This window comes from Streptomyces sp. enrichment culture, assembly GCF_964273255.1.
In the GTDB taxonomy this organism is placed as follows: Bacteria; Actinomycetota; Actinomycetes; order Streptomycetales; family Streptomycetaceae; genus Streptomyces.
Genome location: NZ_OZ186835.1, coordinates 289,250 through 305,368 on the forward strand (window position 1 = coordinate 289,250; position 16,119 = coordinate 305,368).

General features: G+C 73.8%; 15 protein-coding genes. 6 read left to right on the forward strand and 9 right to left on the reverse strand.

Annotated features, from left to right (window positions below):
• Positions 1-30 precede the first annotated feature (30 nt).
• The gene (locus tag ACSU53_RS01305) at positions 31-1,392 is read left to right on the forward strand and encodes a S1 family peptidase (protein WP_437024356.1); all 1,362 of its coding nucleotides are present in this window, start codon (positions 31-33) and stop codon (positions 1,390-1,392) included.
• Between the two features lie 160 nt (positions 1,393-1,552).
• Here the strand turns inward: ACSU53_RS01305 and ACSU53_RS01310 are convergent, their stop codons facing one another.
• Together ACSU53_RS01310 and ACSU53_RS01315 are read right to left on the reverse strand one after the other, a co-directional pair.
• On the reverse strand, positions 1,553-1,735 hold the full coding sequence (locus tag ACSU53_RS01310; protein ID WP_164335239.1) for a hypothetical protein: 183 nt from the start codon (positions 1,733-1,735) through the stop codon (positions 1,553-1,555).
• Positions 1,736-1,995: 260 nt separating this feature from the next.
• Positions 1,996-2,691: a L,D-transpeptidase family protein gene (locus ACSU53_RS01315; protein ID WP_437024357.1), complete on the reverse strand. Its 696-nt coding sequence runs from the start codon at positions 2,689-2,691 to the stop codon at positions 1,996-1,998.
• Positions 2,692-2,887: 196 nt separating this feature from the next.
• On the opposite strand from ACSU53_RS01315, the gene ACSU53_RS01320 reads away from it, so the two are divergent.
• Positions 2,888-4,279, forward strand: coding sequence for a pyridoxal phosphate-dependent decarboxylase family protein (locus ACSU53_RS01320; RefSeq protein ID WP_437024358.1), 1,392 nt, complete (start codon positions 2,888-2,890; stop codon positions 4,277-4,279).
• A gap of 30 nt (positions 4,280-4,309) precedes the next feature.
• Here ACSU53_RS01320 and ACSU53_RS01325 read toward each other — a convergent pair whose 3' ends face one another.
• The 4 genes from ACSU53_RS01325 to ACSU53_RS01340 form a co-directional block, all read right to left on the reverse strand.
• A complete protein-coding gene (locus ACSU53_RS01325; protein ID WP_437024359.1) occupies positions 4,310-5,110 on the reverse strand; it encodes an SDR family NAD(P)-dependent oxidoreductase in 801 nt (266 codons plus the stop codon).
• Between the two features lie 91 nt (positions 5,111-5,201).
• Complete coding sequence (locus ACSU53_RS01330) at positions 5,202-6,116, reverse strand: SDR family oxidoreductase (RefSeq protein ID WP_437024360.1); 915 nt, start codon at positions 6,114-6,116, stop codon at positions 5,202-5,204.
• A gap of 152 nt (positions 6,117-6,268) precedes the next feature.
• On the reverse strand, positions 6,269-6,898 hold the full coding sequence (locus ACSU53_RS01335) for an MBL fold metallo-hydrolase (RefSeq protein WP_437024361.1): 630 nt from the start codon (positions 6,896-6,898) through the stop codon (positions 6,269-6,271).
• Positions 6,898-7,983: an S-(hydroxymethyl)mycothiol dehydrogenase gene (locus ACSU53_RS01340; RefSeq protein WP_437024362.1), complete on the reverse strand. Its 1,086-nt coding sequence runs from the start codon at positions 7,981-7,983 to the stop codon at positions 6,898-6,900. Before ACSU53_RS01340 ends, ACSU53_RS01335 begins: the two co-directional genes overlap by 1 nt.
• 184 nt (positions 7,984-8,167) lie before the next feature.
• On the opposite strand from ACSU53_RS01340, the gene ACSU53_RS01345 reads away from it, so the two are divergent.
• Positions 8,168-9,922, forward strand: coding sequence for an ABC transporter ATP-binding protein (locus tag ACSU53_RS01345; protein WP_437024363.1), 1,755 nt, complete (start codon positions 8,168-8,170; stop codon positions 9,920-9,922).
• Positions 9,923-10,038: 116 nt separating this feature from the next.
• On the opposite strand, the gene ACSU53_RS01350 is transcribed toward ACSU53_RS01345, so the two are convergent.
• Positions 10,039-10,329 carry a hypothetical protein gene (locus ACSU53_RS01350; RefSeq protein ID WP_437024364.1) on the reverse strand — a complete coding sequence of 97 codons (291 nt, stop codon included), beginning with the start codon at positions 10,327-10,329 and terminating at the stop codon, positions 10,039-10,041.
• 170 nt (positions 10,330-10,499) lie between these two features.
• On the opposite strand from ACSU53_RS01350, the gene ACSU53_RS01355 reads away from it, so the two are divergent.
• Entirely contained in the window at positions 10,500-10,865 is a 366-nt protein-coding gene (locus ACSU53_RS01355) for a nuclear transport factor 2 family protein (protein ID WP_362097105.1), read from the forward strand.
• Positions 10,866-10,928: 63 nt separating this feature from the next.
• Here ACSU53_RS01355 and ACSU53_RS01360 read toward each other — a convergent pair whose 3' ends face one another.
• A complete protein-coding gene (locus tag ACSU53_RS01360; RefSeq protein ID WP_437024365.1) occupies positions 10,929-11,591 on the reverse strand; it encodes a TetR/AcrR family transcriptional regulator in 663 nt (220 codons plus the stop codon).
• 305 nt (positions 11,592-11,896) lie between these two features.
• On the opposite strand from ACSU53_RS01360, the gene ACSU53_RS01365 reads away from it, so the two are divergent.
• On the forward strand, positions 11,897-13,159 hold the full coding sequence (locus ACSU53_RS01365) for a YncE family protein (protein WP_437024366.1): 1,263 nt from the start codon (positions 11,897-11,899) through the stop codon (positions 13,157-13,159).
• 282 nt (positions 13,160-13,441) lie between these two features.
• Here ACSU53_RS01365 and ACSU53_RS01370 read toward each other — a convergent pair whose 3' ends face one another.
• Entirely contained in the window at positions 13,442-13,945 is a 504-nt protein-coding gene (locus ACSU53_RS01370; RefSeq protein ID WP_437024367.1) for a metallophosphoesterase family protein, read from the reverse strand.
• A 231-nt stretch (positions 13,946-14,176) separates the two neighbouring features.
• On the opposite strand from ACSU53_RS01370, the gene ACSU53_RS01375 reads away from it, so the two are divergent.
• Positions 14,177-16,117, forward strand: coding sequence for a glycosyltransferase family 2 protein (locus ACSU53_RS01375; protein ID WP_437024368.1), 1,941 nt, complete (start codon positions 14,177-14,179; stop codon positions 16,115-16,117).
• Positions 16,118-16,119: the final 2 nt, after the last annotated feature.

Genomic DNA, 16,119 nt, shown 5'->3' on the forward strand with positions numbered 1-16,119 from the left:
CACCGCGTTGTACTGGTTCGGGAGCCATGCATGAGGCACGCACGACGACGGGTCGTCCGGCGAGTGACACGGCTGGCGGCCGTCGGCGGACTCCTCCTGGGGGGCACGATGGTGACGCGGGCCGTCGCGAGCGAGCCCGCGGTTCCGGAGGCGGTCCCGTACGCCGCCGCCGAGCAGGAGGCGGGCACGGGGCCCGCGTTGGTGTCCGAGCTGGGGGCCTCCCGCACGGCCGGCACCTGGATCGCGGACGACGGGGCCACGGTGGTCGCGGTCACCGACGAGAAGGCGGCCGAGGCGGTCCGCCGGGCCGGGGCCGAACCCAGGATGGTGCGGCACAGCCTGGACGACCTCCGGGGCGCCACCAGGACCCTCAAGGCGGCGCCGCGCGTGCCCGGCACCGCCTGGGCGCTGGACTACCGCTCGAACGAGGTGGTGGTCCGGGGCGACAGCACGGTGTCGGCCGACGACTGGTCCGAGCTGACCGGCGTGGCCGAGGACATCGGCGGGTTCGTCCGCATGGAGCGCACCGAGGGGACGTTCACCACCCGCCTCAACGGGGCGGAGCCCCTCCTGTCGACCGCGGGACGCTGCTCGGCGGGGTTCAACGTGACGGACGGCACCCGGGAGTTCATCCTCACGGCCGGGCACTGCGGGCCCGACGGCTCCGTGTGGTTCGCCGACGGCGGGGGGCGGGAGCAGGTCGGCACGACCGTCGGCGGCAGCTTCCCGGGCGACGACTACTCGCTGATCGAGTACGACAGCGGCAGGGCCGGCGAGGGCGCCGGGGTGGTCGCCGTCGGGGACGGCAAGGGCATCCGGATCACCGGGGTGGGCGAGGCGACCGTCGGCCAGCGGGTGTTCCGCAGCGGCAGCACCAGCGGGCTGCGCGACGGCGAGGTCACCGCGCTCGGCGCGACGGTCAACTACCCGGAGGGCACGGTCAGCGGCCTGATCGAGACCAACGTGTGCGCCGAACCCGGCGACAGCGGCGGCCCGATGTTCTCGGAGGGCATCGCGCTCGGCGTCACCTCGGGCGGCAGCGGTGACTGCTGGTCCGGCGGCACGACGTACTTCCAGCCCGTGACGAAGGCGCTGGCGCAGCTGAAGGTGAAGCTCATCGTCTCGGCGCAGGGCGGCGACGGCACCGCCACGGCGCCCGCGGAACCGCCGGAGGGCCAGGGCGCCGCCGCCCCGGGCGGCACGTCACCGGGGGCGTCCGCGGGCATCCCGGACGCCTCGACGCTGCTGTCGCGGCTCACGGACCCGCGCAACATCGGGCCGGGCATGCTCGTCATGGGAGGCAGTCTGGTGGCGCTGGTGGCCACCCGCTGGATCCGGGCCGAGCAGGACCGGAAGGCCTACCGGAGGCGCTACTCGGCCACCTGGGGCTGACGGCCGGCACGCCCCGGGTGACGGCCGTCGCCCGGGGCGTGCCGGAACGGCCGGAAAGGGCACCCGCTGCGACGGCGGGTGCCCTGGGGGTGGTGCGCGCTGCGGAGGTTCGCGGGGGCCGGGGTCCTGCGCGGGACCCTCGGGACCCGGACGAGGGACCTCAGGCCGCTTCGGCCGACTGCGGGAGGGCCGCGGCCCATTCCAGGACCAGGCGCTGGTACTGCTCGCGCTGTTCGACGCTCAGTGTCCCGCCCGACCGGAGCCACAGGGCCCGGATCTCCTCGTTGACCTCGGCAGCCGATCGCTCGGAGGCTTCAACACTGGTGGACATGCTGTGAAGCATACGGCGGCCGACGTGAAGGCGCTGTGAGTAATCGCACGCGCATCGGACATTTCCGACGTGTCTCTGCTCACGTCCATGTACCGCCGGACGTGGGCGAGTTCACATGCCGGGTGCCCCGCACAGGCTCCGCCCGGCGCCGGGCACCCGGCCGCCCCCGTCCGCCGGACCGCCGCCCGGGACCGGGCGGCGCGTGACACGTGGCACGGGGCACTCGGCACGTGGCGGAGCGCGGGCGGCGGGCCGGGTGCGCGGCGGACGGGTCAGGTGCCCGGCTTGCGGCCGTACACGTACACGTCGTCGCCGTTCTTCAGCAGCGACCAGTACTTCTTCGCGTCGGCCTTCGTCATGTTGACGCAGCCGCGCGAGCCGGGCGGGTTCCACATGCTGACGGCCGCCGAGTGGAAGGCCTGCCCGCCGTCGAAGAACTGGCTGTAGGGCATGGGCACGTCGTAGATGGTCGAGACGTGGTCGATGGTGCGCCAGTAGATCTTCTTCGAACCGGTGCGGGTCTCGTACCCGTCGCGTCCGGTGCGCACCGGCACGGGACCGTACTTCAGCTTCTTGCCGTCCTGGATCCAGCTGATCTGGAGCGTGAGGTTCACGCAGGCGATCCGGCCCTTGTTGACGGGGCACCTGCCCGCTTTGTTGGGGTTCTTGCCGACGGCCTTCTGCTTCTGCATGAGGTCCATCACACCCCAGGTGACCGGACCGGCGTAGCCGATGGCCGGGGTGATGCCGTGCTTGGTCTGGAAGGCGCGGATCGCCTTGCAGTCCGCGCCGGACTGCTTTCCGTCGGCCGGACGGCCGAGGAACTTCTCCACCTTCTTCTGGTGCGGCCCCGCCTTGGTGGTGCAACTCGCGGCGTGCGCCGGGGCGGTACCGGCGGCGAGTGCGAGCGGGGCCACCAGCGAGGTGATCCCGAGGGCGACGGCGCCCCGTCTGCGAATGTCCCCCATGGTCCGTCATGCCTTTCCGCGGAATCGGTCACGTGGTCCGTGCTGTCCGACTGTTGGACATCCGGCCGGCCCGTTCGGTTGTGGCCGCGGACCACCCGCGACCGAACGGTGACATTCCCGGATTCGGCGGGGTGCCGGTCCACCCGCCGGCCGGTGGACCGGGACCCGCCCGGGGGCAGCGCCTACGCTCCCGCCCATGGACCCCGCACTCGCCGGTGATCTCGCCCGGTTCCCCCAGCTCCTGCAGCACGCCCGTGACGCCGCCGTCGGGGAGGTAACCGCGTCGGCCGGGCGGCCGGCGGCCCGCCTCGACGCCGCGCCGGCGCCGGACCCCCTGCCGTCGCACGGGGTGGGGGCGGACGGCGCGCTGGCCCGGTTCACCGACCGGTGGGCGCCGGGCTTCTCCGGCTCGGCGGGGCCCCGCTACCTCGGCTTCGTCACCGGCGGGGTGACGCCCGCGGCGCTCGCCGGGGACTGGCTGACCGGGGCCCACGACCAGAACGCCTCCGCCGCCGTGGGGTCGTGGGCGACGGCGCTGGAACGGGAGACGGTCGGCTGGCTGCGGGAGCTGTTCGGGCTCGGCGAGGAGCATCACGGGGCGTTCGTCACCGGCGCGACCATGTCCAACACGGTCGGGCTGGCCGTCGCCCGTGAGTGGCTGGGGGAACGGCTGGGGGTCGACGTGGCGCGGGACGGCGTGGCCGCGCTGGGGCCGGTGGAGGTGCTGTCGGGCAGCCCGCACTCCTCGATCGGCAAGGCGCTGTCCGTGCTGGGCCTGGGCCGGGGCGCCCTGCGGCAGGTCCCGCTCCTGCCGGGCAACCGCGAGGCCGTGGACGTGGCGGCGCTGGACGCCGCGCTCGCCGAGCGGGCGGGGCGCCCGGTGGTCGTGGTGGCGAACGCCGGGACGGTGAACACGGTCGACTTCGACGACCTGCGGGCCGTGGCGGCGCTGCGCGAGAAGCACGGCTTCTGGCTGCACGTGGACGCCGCCTTCGGCGGTTTCGCGGCCCTGGCCCCCGCCCACGCCCGGCTCGTCGACGGTCTCGACGCGGCCGACTCGGTCTGCGTCGACCTGCACAAGTGGCTGAACGTGCCCTACGACTCCGCCGTGCAGTTCACCCGCCGCCGGGACCTGCAGACCGCGGTGTTCCACAACTCCGCCGCCTATCTGGGGCAGCCCGCCGGTGAGCCGGACTTCCTGCACCTGACCCCGGAGAGCTCGCGCCGCCTGCGGGCGCTGCCGGCGTGGTTCTCGCTCATGGCCTACGGCCGTGCGGGGCACCGCGAGATCGTCGAGCGGAACGTGGCGTCGGCGCGCCTGCTCGGCGAGCGCGTCGCGCACCTGCCGGGACTGCGGCTGCTGGCCCCGGTGCGGCTCAACGTGGTGTGTTTCACGCTCTCCGACGACCCGAGCGCGGAGCGGGTCGCCGCACTGGGCCACGCGGTGGCGGCCGGCGGTGCGGCGTTCCTGTCGCCGACGGTGTACGACGGCGTGCCCGCGCTGCGGGCCGCGTTCAGCAACTGGCGCACCGAGCGCGCGGACGTGGAGCGGGTCGCCGACGCGCTGTCCGCGGCGCTCGCCCGCTGACGCCCCGGGTCAGGTCCTGACGCCCCGGGTTCAGGTCCCGTCCGGTCCCGACACGGCCCGCAGGAAACCGGAGTTGACCGCGGTGATGCCGCCGTCCACGACCAGGGTGTGGCCGGTGATCCAGGCGGCGTCGCGGGAGGCGAGGAAGGCGACGGCAGCGGCGATGTCCTCGGGCTCGCCGACCCGCCCCAGCGGATAGGCGGCGCGCATGGCCTCCAGGTCGTCGTCCCGCCCCTCCCATGCCCGGGTCCGGACGGTGCCCGGCGCCACCAGGTTGACCCGCACCCCCCGGGGCCCGGCGTGGCCGGCGAGGGTGCGGGTGAGGGACATCAGGCCGGCCTTGGCCGCACTGTAGGAGTGGTTGCCGAAGTGCTGGAGGCCGTTGACCGAGCCGATGCTCACCACGGCACCCCGGCCGGAGGCGGCGAGGTGCGGCAGAGCCGCGCGGCAGCAGCGGTAGGCACCGACCAGGGTGACGTCGAGGTCGGCGGCCCAGTCCTCGTCCTCGCCGTCCTCGAAGCGGGGGGTGTCCGGGGTGCAGTGGGCGGCGTTGTTGACCAGGACGTCCAGCGAGCCGAAGGCGTCCACGGCGTGTGCCACGGCGGCGTCGACCGACGCCCGGCCGGCCACGTCGCAGCCGATGCCCTCGGCCGTGAACCCCTGTTCGCGCAGGGCGGCGGCATGCCGCTCGGCCTCGGCCCCGTCCAGGTCGGCCACCAGGACCCGCGCGCCCTCCCGGGCGAACCGCAGGCAGGTGGCGGCCCCGATGCCGCGGGCCCCGCCGGTGACCAGTACGCCGTACCCCTCGAAACGTGCGCTGTGCGTCGTCATGGGGTGACGGTACTGTCCGGACGATCATCGCGGCAGGGGGCGGTGCCGGTCCGCCGGTGCCGGCGGACCGGCGGACCGGTGTCGGCGGTCGTCAGCGGTAGCCGGTCACGTCGGCGGGCAGCCCCCGGTCCTGGACCTCGACGAGGTAGCGCCAGGCGTCGGGGCGGCTGCCGTCGAGGTCGGTGAATCCGTACTCCCGGGCCAGTCGGCCGCTGGAGAGCGACGTGCCGTTGAACCGGGCCACCTCCGGGTCGGCGGCGAGCGCGGCGACGGCCCGGCCGACGTAGCGGGGGGTCTCGGAGATGGCGAAGTGCGGGACGCGGTCCAGGGCGTCGCGCCAGTTGTCCTCGCGCACGCCGTAGTGGTCGAGCATCATCTCCGAGCGCATCCAGCCGGGGGTGAGGGCGACGGCGCAGGCCCCGCGGGGGGCGAGTTCGTGGCCGAGGGCGAAGGCCATCCGCAGCACGGAGGACTTGGCGAGGTCGTAGAAGAAGGAGACGCGGTAGGTGTCCCGGTTGTAGTCGGCGGTGCCGTCGGTGACCTCGACGACCAGTCCCCCGGGACGGCGCAGCAGCAGGGGCAGCGCGTGGTGGCTGGTGATGGCGTGCGTGTCGACGGCGAGGCGGAGCAGCCGCAGGCCCTTGTCGAGGTCGTGCTCCCAGACCGGCGCCTCCCAGTCGAACAGCGTCTCGCCGCCCCAGATGTCGTTGACGAGGACGTCCAGCCGGCCCTGCTCGGCGTCGATGCGCTCGACCAGCGTGCGCACCTGTACCGGGTCCAGGTGGTCGGTGGGCACCGCGATGCCGGTGCCGCCGGCCTCGGTGACCAGGTCGGCGGTGTCCTCGATGGTCTCGGGGCGGTCGTACTCGGAGCGGCGGGCGCGGGTGGTGCGGCCGGTGACGTAGACGGTCGCGCCCGCGGCCCCCAGTTCCACGGCGATGCCGCGTCCGGCGCCCCGGGTCGCCCCCGCCACCAGTGCGACCTTGCCTTCGAGCTGCTCCGACATGTGTGCCCTCCTGTCACCGCGAACGTGCTGTCGCCCCCACGGTGCCGGGTGAACCGGACATCTCCTGTCGCCTTTTCCGGGACGTCACCCGGATCCTCCGGTGCGTCGCCCGGCCGGGCGTGTGCGGCGGCCGGGCGACGCCCCGGGGTGGCTCAGTGGCCGCGGGCGATCCACGCGTCGAGGTGCGGGGCCTCGGCGCCGATGGTGGTGCTGTCGCCGTGACCGGTGCGGACCTCGGTCTCGGGCGGGAGGGTGAGCAGCCGGTCCCGGATCGAGTCGATGATCGTCGGGAAGTGGGAGTACGAGCGGCCGGTGGCGCCCGGACCGCCCTGGAACAGGGTGTCCCCGGTGAACACGGTGCCCAGGCCCTGGTCGTAGAGGCAGACCGCGCCCGGCGCGTGCCCCGGGGTGTGCAGCACCGTGAGGTCGCAGCCGGCCGCCTCGATCACCTGGCCGTCGACCAGCCAGTGGTCGGGGTCGCGGTCCGGGTGGGTCTGCTTCCACAGGGGCAGGTCGTCGCGGTGCAGCCAGATCGCGGCCCCGGTGCGCTCGGCGAGGGCGGGCGCGGCGTTGACGTGGTCGTTGTGGGCGTGGGTGCACACGATGGCGGTCAGCCTGCGGTCGCCGACGGCCTCGGCGATGGCGTCGGCGTCGTGGGCGGCGTCGATGACGATCACCTCGTGGTCGTCGCCGACGATCCACACGTTGTTGTCCACGTCCCAGGTTCCGCCGTCGAGGCTGAACTGGCCCGAGGTGACGAGTCGTTCGATGCGGGCGGTCATCACAGCACCACCACCGAACGCAGGACGTCGCCGCGGTGCATCCGCTCGAACGCCTTCTCCACCTCGTCGAGTCGGATCGTCTCGGTCACGAATGCCTCCAGATCGAGTCGGCCTTGCAGATGCAGGTCCACGAGCATCGGGAAGTCCCGGGAGGGCAGGCAGTCGCCGTACCAGGACGACTTCAGGGAGCCGCCGCGGCCGAACACGTCGAGCAGCGGCAGTTCCAGTTTCATGTCGGGGGTGGGCACGCCGACGAGCACCACCGTGCCGGCCAGGTCGCGGGCGTAGAACGCCTGCTCGTACGTCTCGGGGCGGCCGACGGCCTCGATGACGACGTCGGCGCCGAACCCGCCGGTGAGGTCCCGGACCGCCTCCACGGGGTCGGTCTGCCGGGAGTTGACGGTGTGGGTGGCGCCCATGGAGCGGGCGGTCTCCAGCTTGCGGTCGTCGATGTCGACGGCGATGATCTTCGCCGCGCCGGCCAGCCGGGACCCGGCGATCGCCGCGTCGCCGACACCGCCGCAGCCGATGACGGCCACCGAGTCGCCGCGGCCGACGTTGCCGGTGTTGATCGCGGCGCCGATGCCGGCCATCACCCCGCAGCCCAGCAGTCCCGCGACGGCCGGGGACACGGCCGGGTCGACCTTGGTGCACTGCCCGGCCGCGACCAGCGTCTTCTCGGCGAAGGCGCCGATGCCCAGGGCCGGGGAGAGTTCGGTCCCGTCGGTCAGGGTCATCCTCTGCCGCGCGTTGTGCGTGTCGAAGCAGTACCAGGGGCGTCCGCGCAGGCACGCCCGGCAGGTGCCGCACACCGCGCGCCAGTTGAGGACGACGAAGTCGCCGGGCGCGACGTCGGTGACGCCCTCGCCCACCGACTCGACCACGCCGGCGGCCTCGTGGCCGAGCAGGAACGGGAAGTCGTCGTTGATGCCGCCCTGTTTGTAGTGCAGGTCGGTGTGGCACACACCGCACGCCTGGATCGTGACGACCGCCTCGCCGGGCCCCGGGTCGGGGACGACGATCGTCTCGACGCGTACCGGCTCGTCCTTGCCCGGCGCGATCACGCCGCGCACTTCCTGCGCCATGGTGCTGACTCCTTCGTCGGCTGCCGTCCGTACACTGCCGACCCTACGACGAAACGGCCGGTGGGAGGCCCTGCACCCGCGGGTGGCGGGCCGGGCGGCGGGGCCGGCCGCCGGAAACCCGCGGGCCCGGGGCCACGGTGCCGACGTAGCCTGTGGGCCCGACCCGACACGCCGAAGGGACGCCGTGAGCGCGACCGAGACGGAGAGCGGTCCGCCTGCCCGGCGGCTGCTGCTGGAGTACGTGCGACCGCACCGGTGGGCCCTGCTGGGCGGCGCCGTGCTGTCGCTGATGACCGGGGCCACCGGGCTGATGCTGCCGCTGGTGGCCCGGGACCTCATCGACGACCTGGCCGACGACCGGGCGATCACCGGTGCGGTGCTGCTGATGTCGGCCCTGGTGGTGGCCAACGCCGTCCTGGGCGCCGTCGGTTCGTACGTCCTGCGGCGGACCGCGGAGTCGGTGGTGCTGGGTGCGCGGCGCTCGCTGTCGTCGTACCTGCTGCGGCTGCGGGTCTCGGCGGTGGACCGCAGTGAGCCCGGCGACCTGATGGCGCGGATCACCTCGGACACCACGCTGCTGCGGGAGGTGACCACCGACGCGCTGGTCGGCGTCGGCACCGGCGGACTCACCCTGATCGCGACCGTGGTGCTGATGGGCTTCGTGGACCCGGTCCTGCTGGCGGTGACCCTGGGGGTGATCGCGGGCGCGGGCACGGTCCTCGGGGTGATCGTGCCGCGCATCAGCCGGGCCAGCCGGCAGGCGCAGGACGCGGTCGGGGTGATGGGCGCGTCGCTGGAGCGGGTGCTGGGCGCGCTGCGCACGGTGAAGGCGTCGGGCGCCGAACCCCGCGAGGAGCGGGCCCTGCACGAGGCGGCGCAGGAGTCGTGGCGGCAGAGCGTGCGGGCGGCCAAGTGGTCGGCCGCCGCGGGCAACACGGCCGGCCTGTCGATGCAGGTCGCCTTCATCACGGTCCTGGCGGTGGGGGGTGCGCGGGTCGCGACGGGCGCCATCGACATCGGGACCCTGGTGGCGTTCCTGCTGTTCGTGTTCTACCTGATGGCGCCGATATCGCAGCTCGTCGGGGCCGTCACCCAGTACCAGACGGGCAGTGCGGCCCTGTCGCGCATCCAGGAGGCGCTGCGGCTGCCCGCGGAACCGGCGGCGCGGCCCGCCCCGCTGCCGGAGCCGGGCACGGCGCCCGCGGCGCTCGCCTTCACCGATGTCCGCTTCCGCTACGCCGACGACCTGCCGTTCGTCCACCACGGGGTGACCTTCACCGTGCCCGCGCAGGGCATGACGGCGTTCGTCGGGCCGTCCGGGGCGGGGAAGACCACCGTGTTCTCGCTGATCGAGCGGTTCTACGAGCCGGACTCCGGGAGGATCACGCTGGACGGGCGGGACCTGGCCGACTGGGAGCTGCCGCGGCTGCGGGCGGCGATCGGTTACGTGGAGCAGGACGCGCCGGTGCTGTCGGGCTCGCTGCGGGACAACCTGCTGCTGGGCAACCCGGAGGCGGACGACGCCACGCTGGCGCGGGTGCTGAAGACGACCCGGCTGGACGGTCTGGTGGCCCGGCTGCCCGACGGTCTGCACACCCGGGTCGGGCACCGCGGCACCAAGTTGTCCGGCGGTGAGCGGCAGCGGGTCGCCATCGCCCGCGCGCTGCTGCGGCGCCCCCGGCTGCTGCTGCTCGACGAGGCGACCTCGCAGCTCGACGCGGTGAACGAGGCGGCGCTGCGGGACACCGTGGCCGATGTGGCACGGACGACGACGGTGCTGGTGGTGGCGCACCGGCTGTCGACGGTGACGGCCGCCGACCGGATCGTGGTGATGGACACCGGCCGGGTCCGGGCCGTGGGCACGCACCGGGAACTGGTGACCTCCGACCCGCTGTACGCGGAGCTCGCCGCGACCCAGTTCCTGGCGACCGCGGACTGAGCGGGCTCCACCGGCGCCGCGGCCGGGCAGCCGGTGCCGGGCGGCCGGCCCGCGCGGAACGCCCGGGGGGCCGTCCCGGCCGGGACGGCCCCCGTGCGGTACTCGCGGCCGGCCCGTCAGGTCTGGACGGCGGGAACCACTCCGAGGACCGGGGCGGCGAGCCCGGTGAGCTGGTTCAGCTGGTTCAGGTCGTTGAGCCGGTTCAGGCCGGTGAGCTGGGAGGACGGCAGCAGCATGTCGTCCTTGTGCTCGGCGGGGATCTCGCTGACCACCAGCGAGTCGAGCGTGCTGACCGGGTTGAGCGGGCCGGCCGCCGGGAGGTCGGCGGCGCTCGCCGTCGGGACGGCGAGGCCGGTGACCGAGGCGGCGAGACCGACGGCGGCGACGAGGCGTCGTGTGGAGATCATGCCCCGGAAACGTCCGGGGGCCCGTTCGGGTCACGGGCGGGCGCCGCGTCTCACCCGTCCTGCGGAGCGCGCGGAGCGGGCTTGCCGTGGCGGTCGAGGGGGAGGAGCCTCGTAGGGAGGGGCCACGCGGCCCGTACCGAGAGGGCGGCGGCTCCTCGAAGGAGGTCATCATGACTACCTCGGCAGGACCCGCCTTCGACAACGACACCCTGCGCCGGGGCATCGAGGCGGACAACGCGGAGATGCTGCTGTCGCTCTACGCGGACGACGCCGAGTTGCGCATCGTCGACCACACCGCACAGCCCAGCCACCCGAAGGTGCTGCGCGGCCGGGACGAGATCGCGGCGATGCTCGACGACGTCTACAGCCGGGACATGACGCACAAACTGGAGCAGTGCGTGGTCCAGGGCGACCACGCCGCCTACAGCGAGAGCTGCCGCTACCCGGACGGGGTGCGGGTGCTCTCGGAGTCGATGCTGTCGCTGCGGGACGGCAGGATCACCGAGCAGACGCTGATCCAGGCCTGGGACGAGTGACGGCTGCCGCGGCGGGGCGGGCGCCGGCACCCACCGGGGCCGGCTCCGCCGCGGAGCGACGGATCACGGAGCGGGGGCGGTCCGGTCCACGGGACGGAGGGCGGCCAGGAGCTGGCGGACGAGTTCGTCCACGACCTCGTCGCGGGTGGCGTCGACCCAGCCCGCGTTCCAGTCGTGGAGCAGGCCGTTGACGCTGCCGATGAAGGCCGTGGCGGGCAGGCGGTAGTCGCGTGCGGCGGCCTCGCCGCGGGCCGCGGCGGCGTCGGCCTCGGCGCGGATGAGGTCGATCCACCGGGACCGCCGGGCGAGCCGCTGCCGCTCCAGGCGGGGGCTGACGCCCACGATCTCGACGAAGGTGATGCGGATCCGGCGCGGGTCGCCGGTGACGTGGTCGGCGTAGGCGCGGAAGATCGCGGCGGCGCGCTCGGGGAGCGGCAGCCCGGCGGCGCCGGCCGCCGCGGCCAGGACCGCTTCCTCGGTCCGGTCGTTGACCTGGAGGTGGAGCGCGGCGAGCACGTCCTCCAGGGTGCGGAACTCCTCGTAGAACTGGCGGGTGGACAGGCCCGCGGCCTCGCAGAGGGCGGCGACCGTGGTGGACCGGTAGCCGGGGCCGGCACCGAACAGCTGGAGCGCGGCGTCGAGGAACCTGCGGCGCCGTTCGGCCCGGCGCTCCTCGGCGGACTTCCCGGCGTAGCGCCCGCTCCGCGTCCTGACGTCGTCCGGCACCGGCCCTCCCCTCCTTGTGCGATCACCAATTTTGTCGTGTACGCGGTCTTGTGGAGAAGGCCCTCCGTCCCTACTTTTCAGTAAGTTGATTCTGAAAGCACCGCTGTTCAGATCCCGGCCCCTCTTTGGCATGCCCTTGCCATGCATGCTCCTGCCCTGCACGCCCTTGCCCTGCACGGCGTCCCACCGTCGGCCGGTCCCGCCCGGGCGTCCGGCCCGGGCCGCCCGGACGACCGCTCAGCGCGGCCCCCTTTCCCGCCCCCGACCCCCGCCCCCGGTCCCCACCCCCACTGGAGGGAGCAGTCATGTCCGCCCCCGGAACCCGGCGCCTGTACTCCGTCGCCGCCGCCCTCGCCCTCACCGCCGCCCTGCCCGCGACCGCCGCGACGGCGGCGGAGGAGGACCCCGGCGCCCCCGCCTCCTCGCGTCAGGTGCTGTTCGTCGGCAACAACTGGGACGGAACCGCCGATGTGCTGCGGTCCGACGGCGACTTCGCGCGGATCGGACGGATCGACGTCGTCCCCGACCGGCAGGAGCGGATGGCGCAGATCAACGCCGACCCGATCCGCTGGATCTACTTCATGGCCATCCGCAACAGCGTCGGCGAGGGCCACGACCAGTTCGTCGACGACATGTACTCCACCCCGGACGGCAGGTCGGTGGTCGTCTCCCGGCCCAGCTTCGCCGACGTCGTCTCCCTCGACCTCGCCACCGGCCGGATCAACTGGCGCTTCCCCGTGTCGGGTTACCGCTCCGACCACATGGCCGTCTCCCCCGACGGCACCCGCGTCGCGGTCTCCGCCTCCACCTCCAACACCGTCCACGTGCTGGACATCCGCACCGGCCGGGAGGTGGGCTCCTTCCGGACCGGGGACAAGCCGCACGAGAACATCTTCAGCGCCGACGGCCGGCACATCTGGAACATGTCCATCGGCGAGGTCAACACCGCGCTCGACGCCCCCTGGCTCGACTGGACGAAGGGCGACCGCCGGATCACCGTCGCCGACGCCACCACCTTCGAGCAGGTGAAGGTGATCGACATGCGGGAGCGGCTCGACGCCGCCGGGCTCGGTGAGCACTCCGACGCCGTCCGGCCCGCCGCCTTCTCCCCGGACGAGTCCACGCTGTACTTCCAGGTCTCCTTCTTCCACGGCTTCTTCGAGTACGACGTCGCCACCGACCGCATCACCCGCACCAAGACCCTGCCGAAGAACCCGGCCACCAGCACGGACCGCACCACCTGGGTCAACGACTCCCGCCACCACGGCATCACCATGAAGCCGGACGGCAGCAAGCTGTGCGTGGCGGGCACCATGGACGACTACGCGACCGTGGTCGACCGCGCCACCCTGCGGGAGGGCCCGCTGGTGCCCGTCTCCAAGCCGTACTGGGCGACCGTGAGCGGGGACGGAGGGTCCTGCGTGGTCTCGGAGAGCGGGGCCGACCGGGTCACGGTGATCGACTTCGCCACCGGGGAGAAGACCGTCTCCGTCCCGGTGGGCGACCACCCGCAGCGCGTCCGGCTCGGCCGGGTGCCCGCCGGCTGGAGCGGTCCCTCGGGCGGCTGACGTCGCGTCCGGGGCCGCGCCGCCCATCCGAGCCCGGACCCGGACGGCGGGGGCGCGAGGGACCCGTGGTGCCCCTGGGGTCGGTGCACGCGGTGTTCGGGGGCCCGGCCCCACCGGTGGCACGAGTCGGGAGAAAAGGGTGTGTGAGGCCCGGAGGGAGGGGTAGTCGCCCGTTACCACCTCCGATCGTGGGAAGGAGGTCCGTGAGAGCGCACCTACTCGCAGCGTCCGGGCCGCTTCCACCGACACGAAGCGGCCCGGCCCGTCGTTCCGGCCCGGCCCTCAGCGCCGTGGCGGCAGCCGGTGGAGTTCCACCTCGTGCAGCGCGCCTGCCGAGACCGTGGCGGTCAGGTAGGTGCAGTGGGGCTGTCGGCGGCGGTCGGTCGGCGAGCCGGGGTTGAGCAGACGCAGTCCCGTGGCGGCCGTGGTGTCCCACGGGATGTGACTGTGCCCGAACACCAGCACGTCGAGGTCCGGGAACCGGGCCGCGCAGCGGCTCTCCCGGCCCTTCGCGGGCCCGGTCTCGTGCACCACGCCGAAACGCAGGCCCGCCAGCTCCGCGAAGGCCACCTCGGGCAGCCGTGTCCGCAGGCCCGGGCCGTCGTTGTTGCCGTAGACGGCGAGGAGCCGGCGGCTGCGGCTCTCCAGCAGGTCGAGGGTGGCCTCGTCGACCCAGTCCCCGGCGTGCACGACGACGTCGGCGCGCGGGATCTCGTCCAGCAGTGGGGCGGGCAGTGCCTTGGCACGCCGGGGCACATGGGTGTCGGACATCAGCAGCAGTCGCACGGGAGGCAACCTATCCGCACCACCGGTCCCGGCCGGTGACCCGCGCACCGTCGCGCCGCCCCAAGTCGCCTGCCGCACAGGCCGGTCGGCCGGGACGCGCCGGTGCGGATCATGGGTGCGCGCGGACGGTGGTGAGAGGATGGGACGGCGCTGTCCACGGGGTTAGGCTCGGGCAACGCACCCCACGTCCGCCCGTACGACGGCATAACACCCGAAGGGCCCACCATCGCGATGCCGGTCAAGGTCAGCGTCATCGTTCCCGTGTACAACCCGGGACGCTACATCGAGGACTGCATCTCCTCGCTCCAGCGGCAGTCCCTGCCGGACGAGGAGTACGAAGCCATCTTCGTGGACGACGGATCCACGGACGGGACACCGGACCGGCTGGACCGGCTGGCCGCCGAGGACCCGCGGATGCGGGTGATCCACCAGGAGAACTCCGGCTGGTCGGGCAAGCCACGCAACGTCGGCATCGCCGCCGCGCGCGGCGAGTTCGTGATGTTCGTCGACAACGACGACTACCTGGGCGACGAGGCCCTGGAGCGGATGTACGCCTACGGCGTCGCCCACGGCGCGGACGTGGTCGTGGGCAAGATGGCGGGCAAGAACCGAGGGGTGCCGGTGGAGCTGTTCCGCCGCAACCACCCCCGGGCCACCGTCGAGAACGCCCCGCTGATCGACAGCCTCACCCCGCACAAGATGTTCCGCCGGGAGTTCCTCGACCGCATCGGGCTGCGCTTCCCGGAGGGCCGGCGCCGGCTGGAGGACCACGTCTTCGTGACGGAGGCGTACCTGCGCGCGGACAACGTGTCGGTGCTCAGTGACTACGTGTGCTACTACCACATCCGGCGCGACGACGCCTCGAACGCCGGGTTCCAGCGCTTCGACCCGGTGGGCTACTTCGCGAACCTGCGCGAGGCGCTGGACGTGGTGGAGAAGTACACCGAGCCGGGCCCGGTGCGGGACCGGCTGTTCCGCCGGTGGCTGCGGGTGGAGATGGTGGAACGGCTGCGCGCCCGGCGCCTGCTGGCCCTGCCCGACGACTACCGCAGGGAGCTGTTCGCCGAGATCCACAAGGTGGTCGTCGAGCGCTTCGGGCCGGGCGTCGCGGCCGGGCTCCAGCCGACGCAGCAGGTGGTCGCCGCGTTCACCGCGGCCGACCGCTACGACGATCTGGTGGCCTTCGCCGAGTGGGAGGCCGCGGTGGCCCCCGTCGCGACGCCCACCGCGGTGGAGTGGCGGGACGGCGTGCTGCACGTCGGCTTCACCGCCGAGTACACCTCGGCCAAGCAGCCCATGGCGTTCCCCGCCGGAGCCTCCCGGGCCCCCCTGACCGACACGCCGAAGAACGTGGAGGAGGCGGTGGCCTGGGTGGCGGCGGAGACCGCGGCCCGTGCCGGACAGGCCACCGCGGACCTCCTGCTGCGCGAACGGTCCACCGCGGCCCAGTACTTCCAGCCCGTCGAGTTCACCCTGGAGACGGTCACCGCCGAGGACGGCGAGCAGGTGAGGCTGCAGCTGCGCGCGGAGGCGGCCGTCGACCCCGCCGCCCTGCCGCGCGAAGGCGTGTGGGACGCCGTCGCCCGGGTCAAGCTGGGCGGCTGGACGAAGGAGTGCCGGCTGGGACCCGCGTCCCACGCCACCCGCCCCGAGCCCGACGCGGGCGTCGTCGACGGCGGCCGCACGGTCCTGCCGTACTGGACGGAGCCGCACGGCCACCTCGCGCTCACCGTGGGTGTCAAGGGCAGACGCCTCGGCCTGGACCGGGTGCGCCGCCCCGGTGTCTCGTTCTCCGGGGGCCGGCTGCGCGCCCGGCTGCCGCTGCACGCACGGCACGGCACCGAGGTGGGAGTACGGTTCACCGCGTCGGGGCGGGCGCTGCACGCTGCCGGCACCCTGAACGCCGCTCCCGGTGAGACGGGTTCGTGGCTGGAGTCGGCCCTGCCGGCCGGGCTGCCGCGCGGCACCTGGCGGGTGGCCGTCTCGACGGCCCCGGACGCGGCGGAACCGCGGTACACCGCGCTGCCGTTCGCCCTGCGGGCCCGCGGCGGACGCACCCTGGTGGTGCCCGTACCTCGTCCGGGTACGGCGCGGAAGCTGGCGAGGCGGGCCCGGCGCGTGCTGGGGGCCGTCCGGGCCCGTGTGGCACCGATCATCAAGGGAAGGCGGTAGAG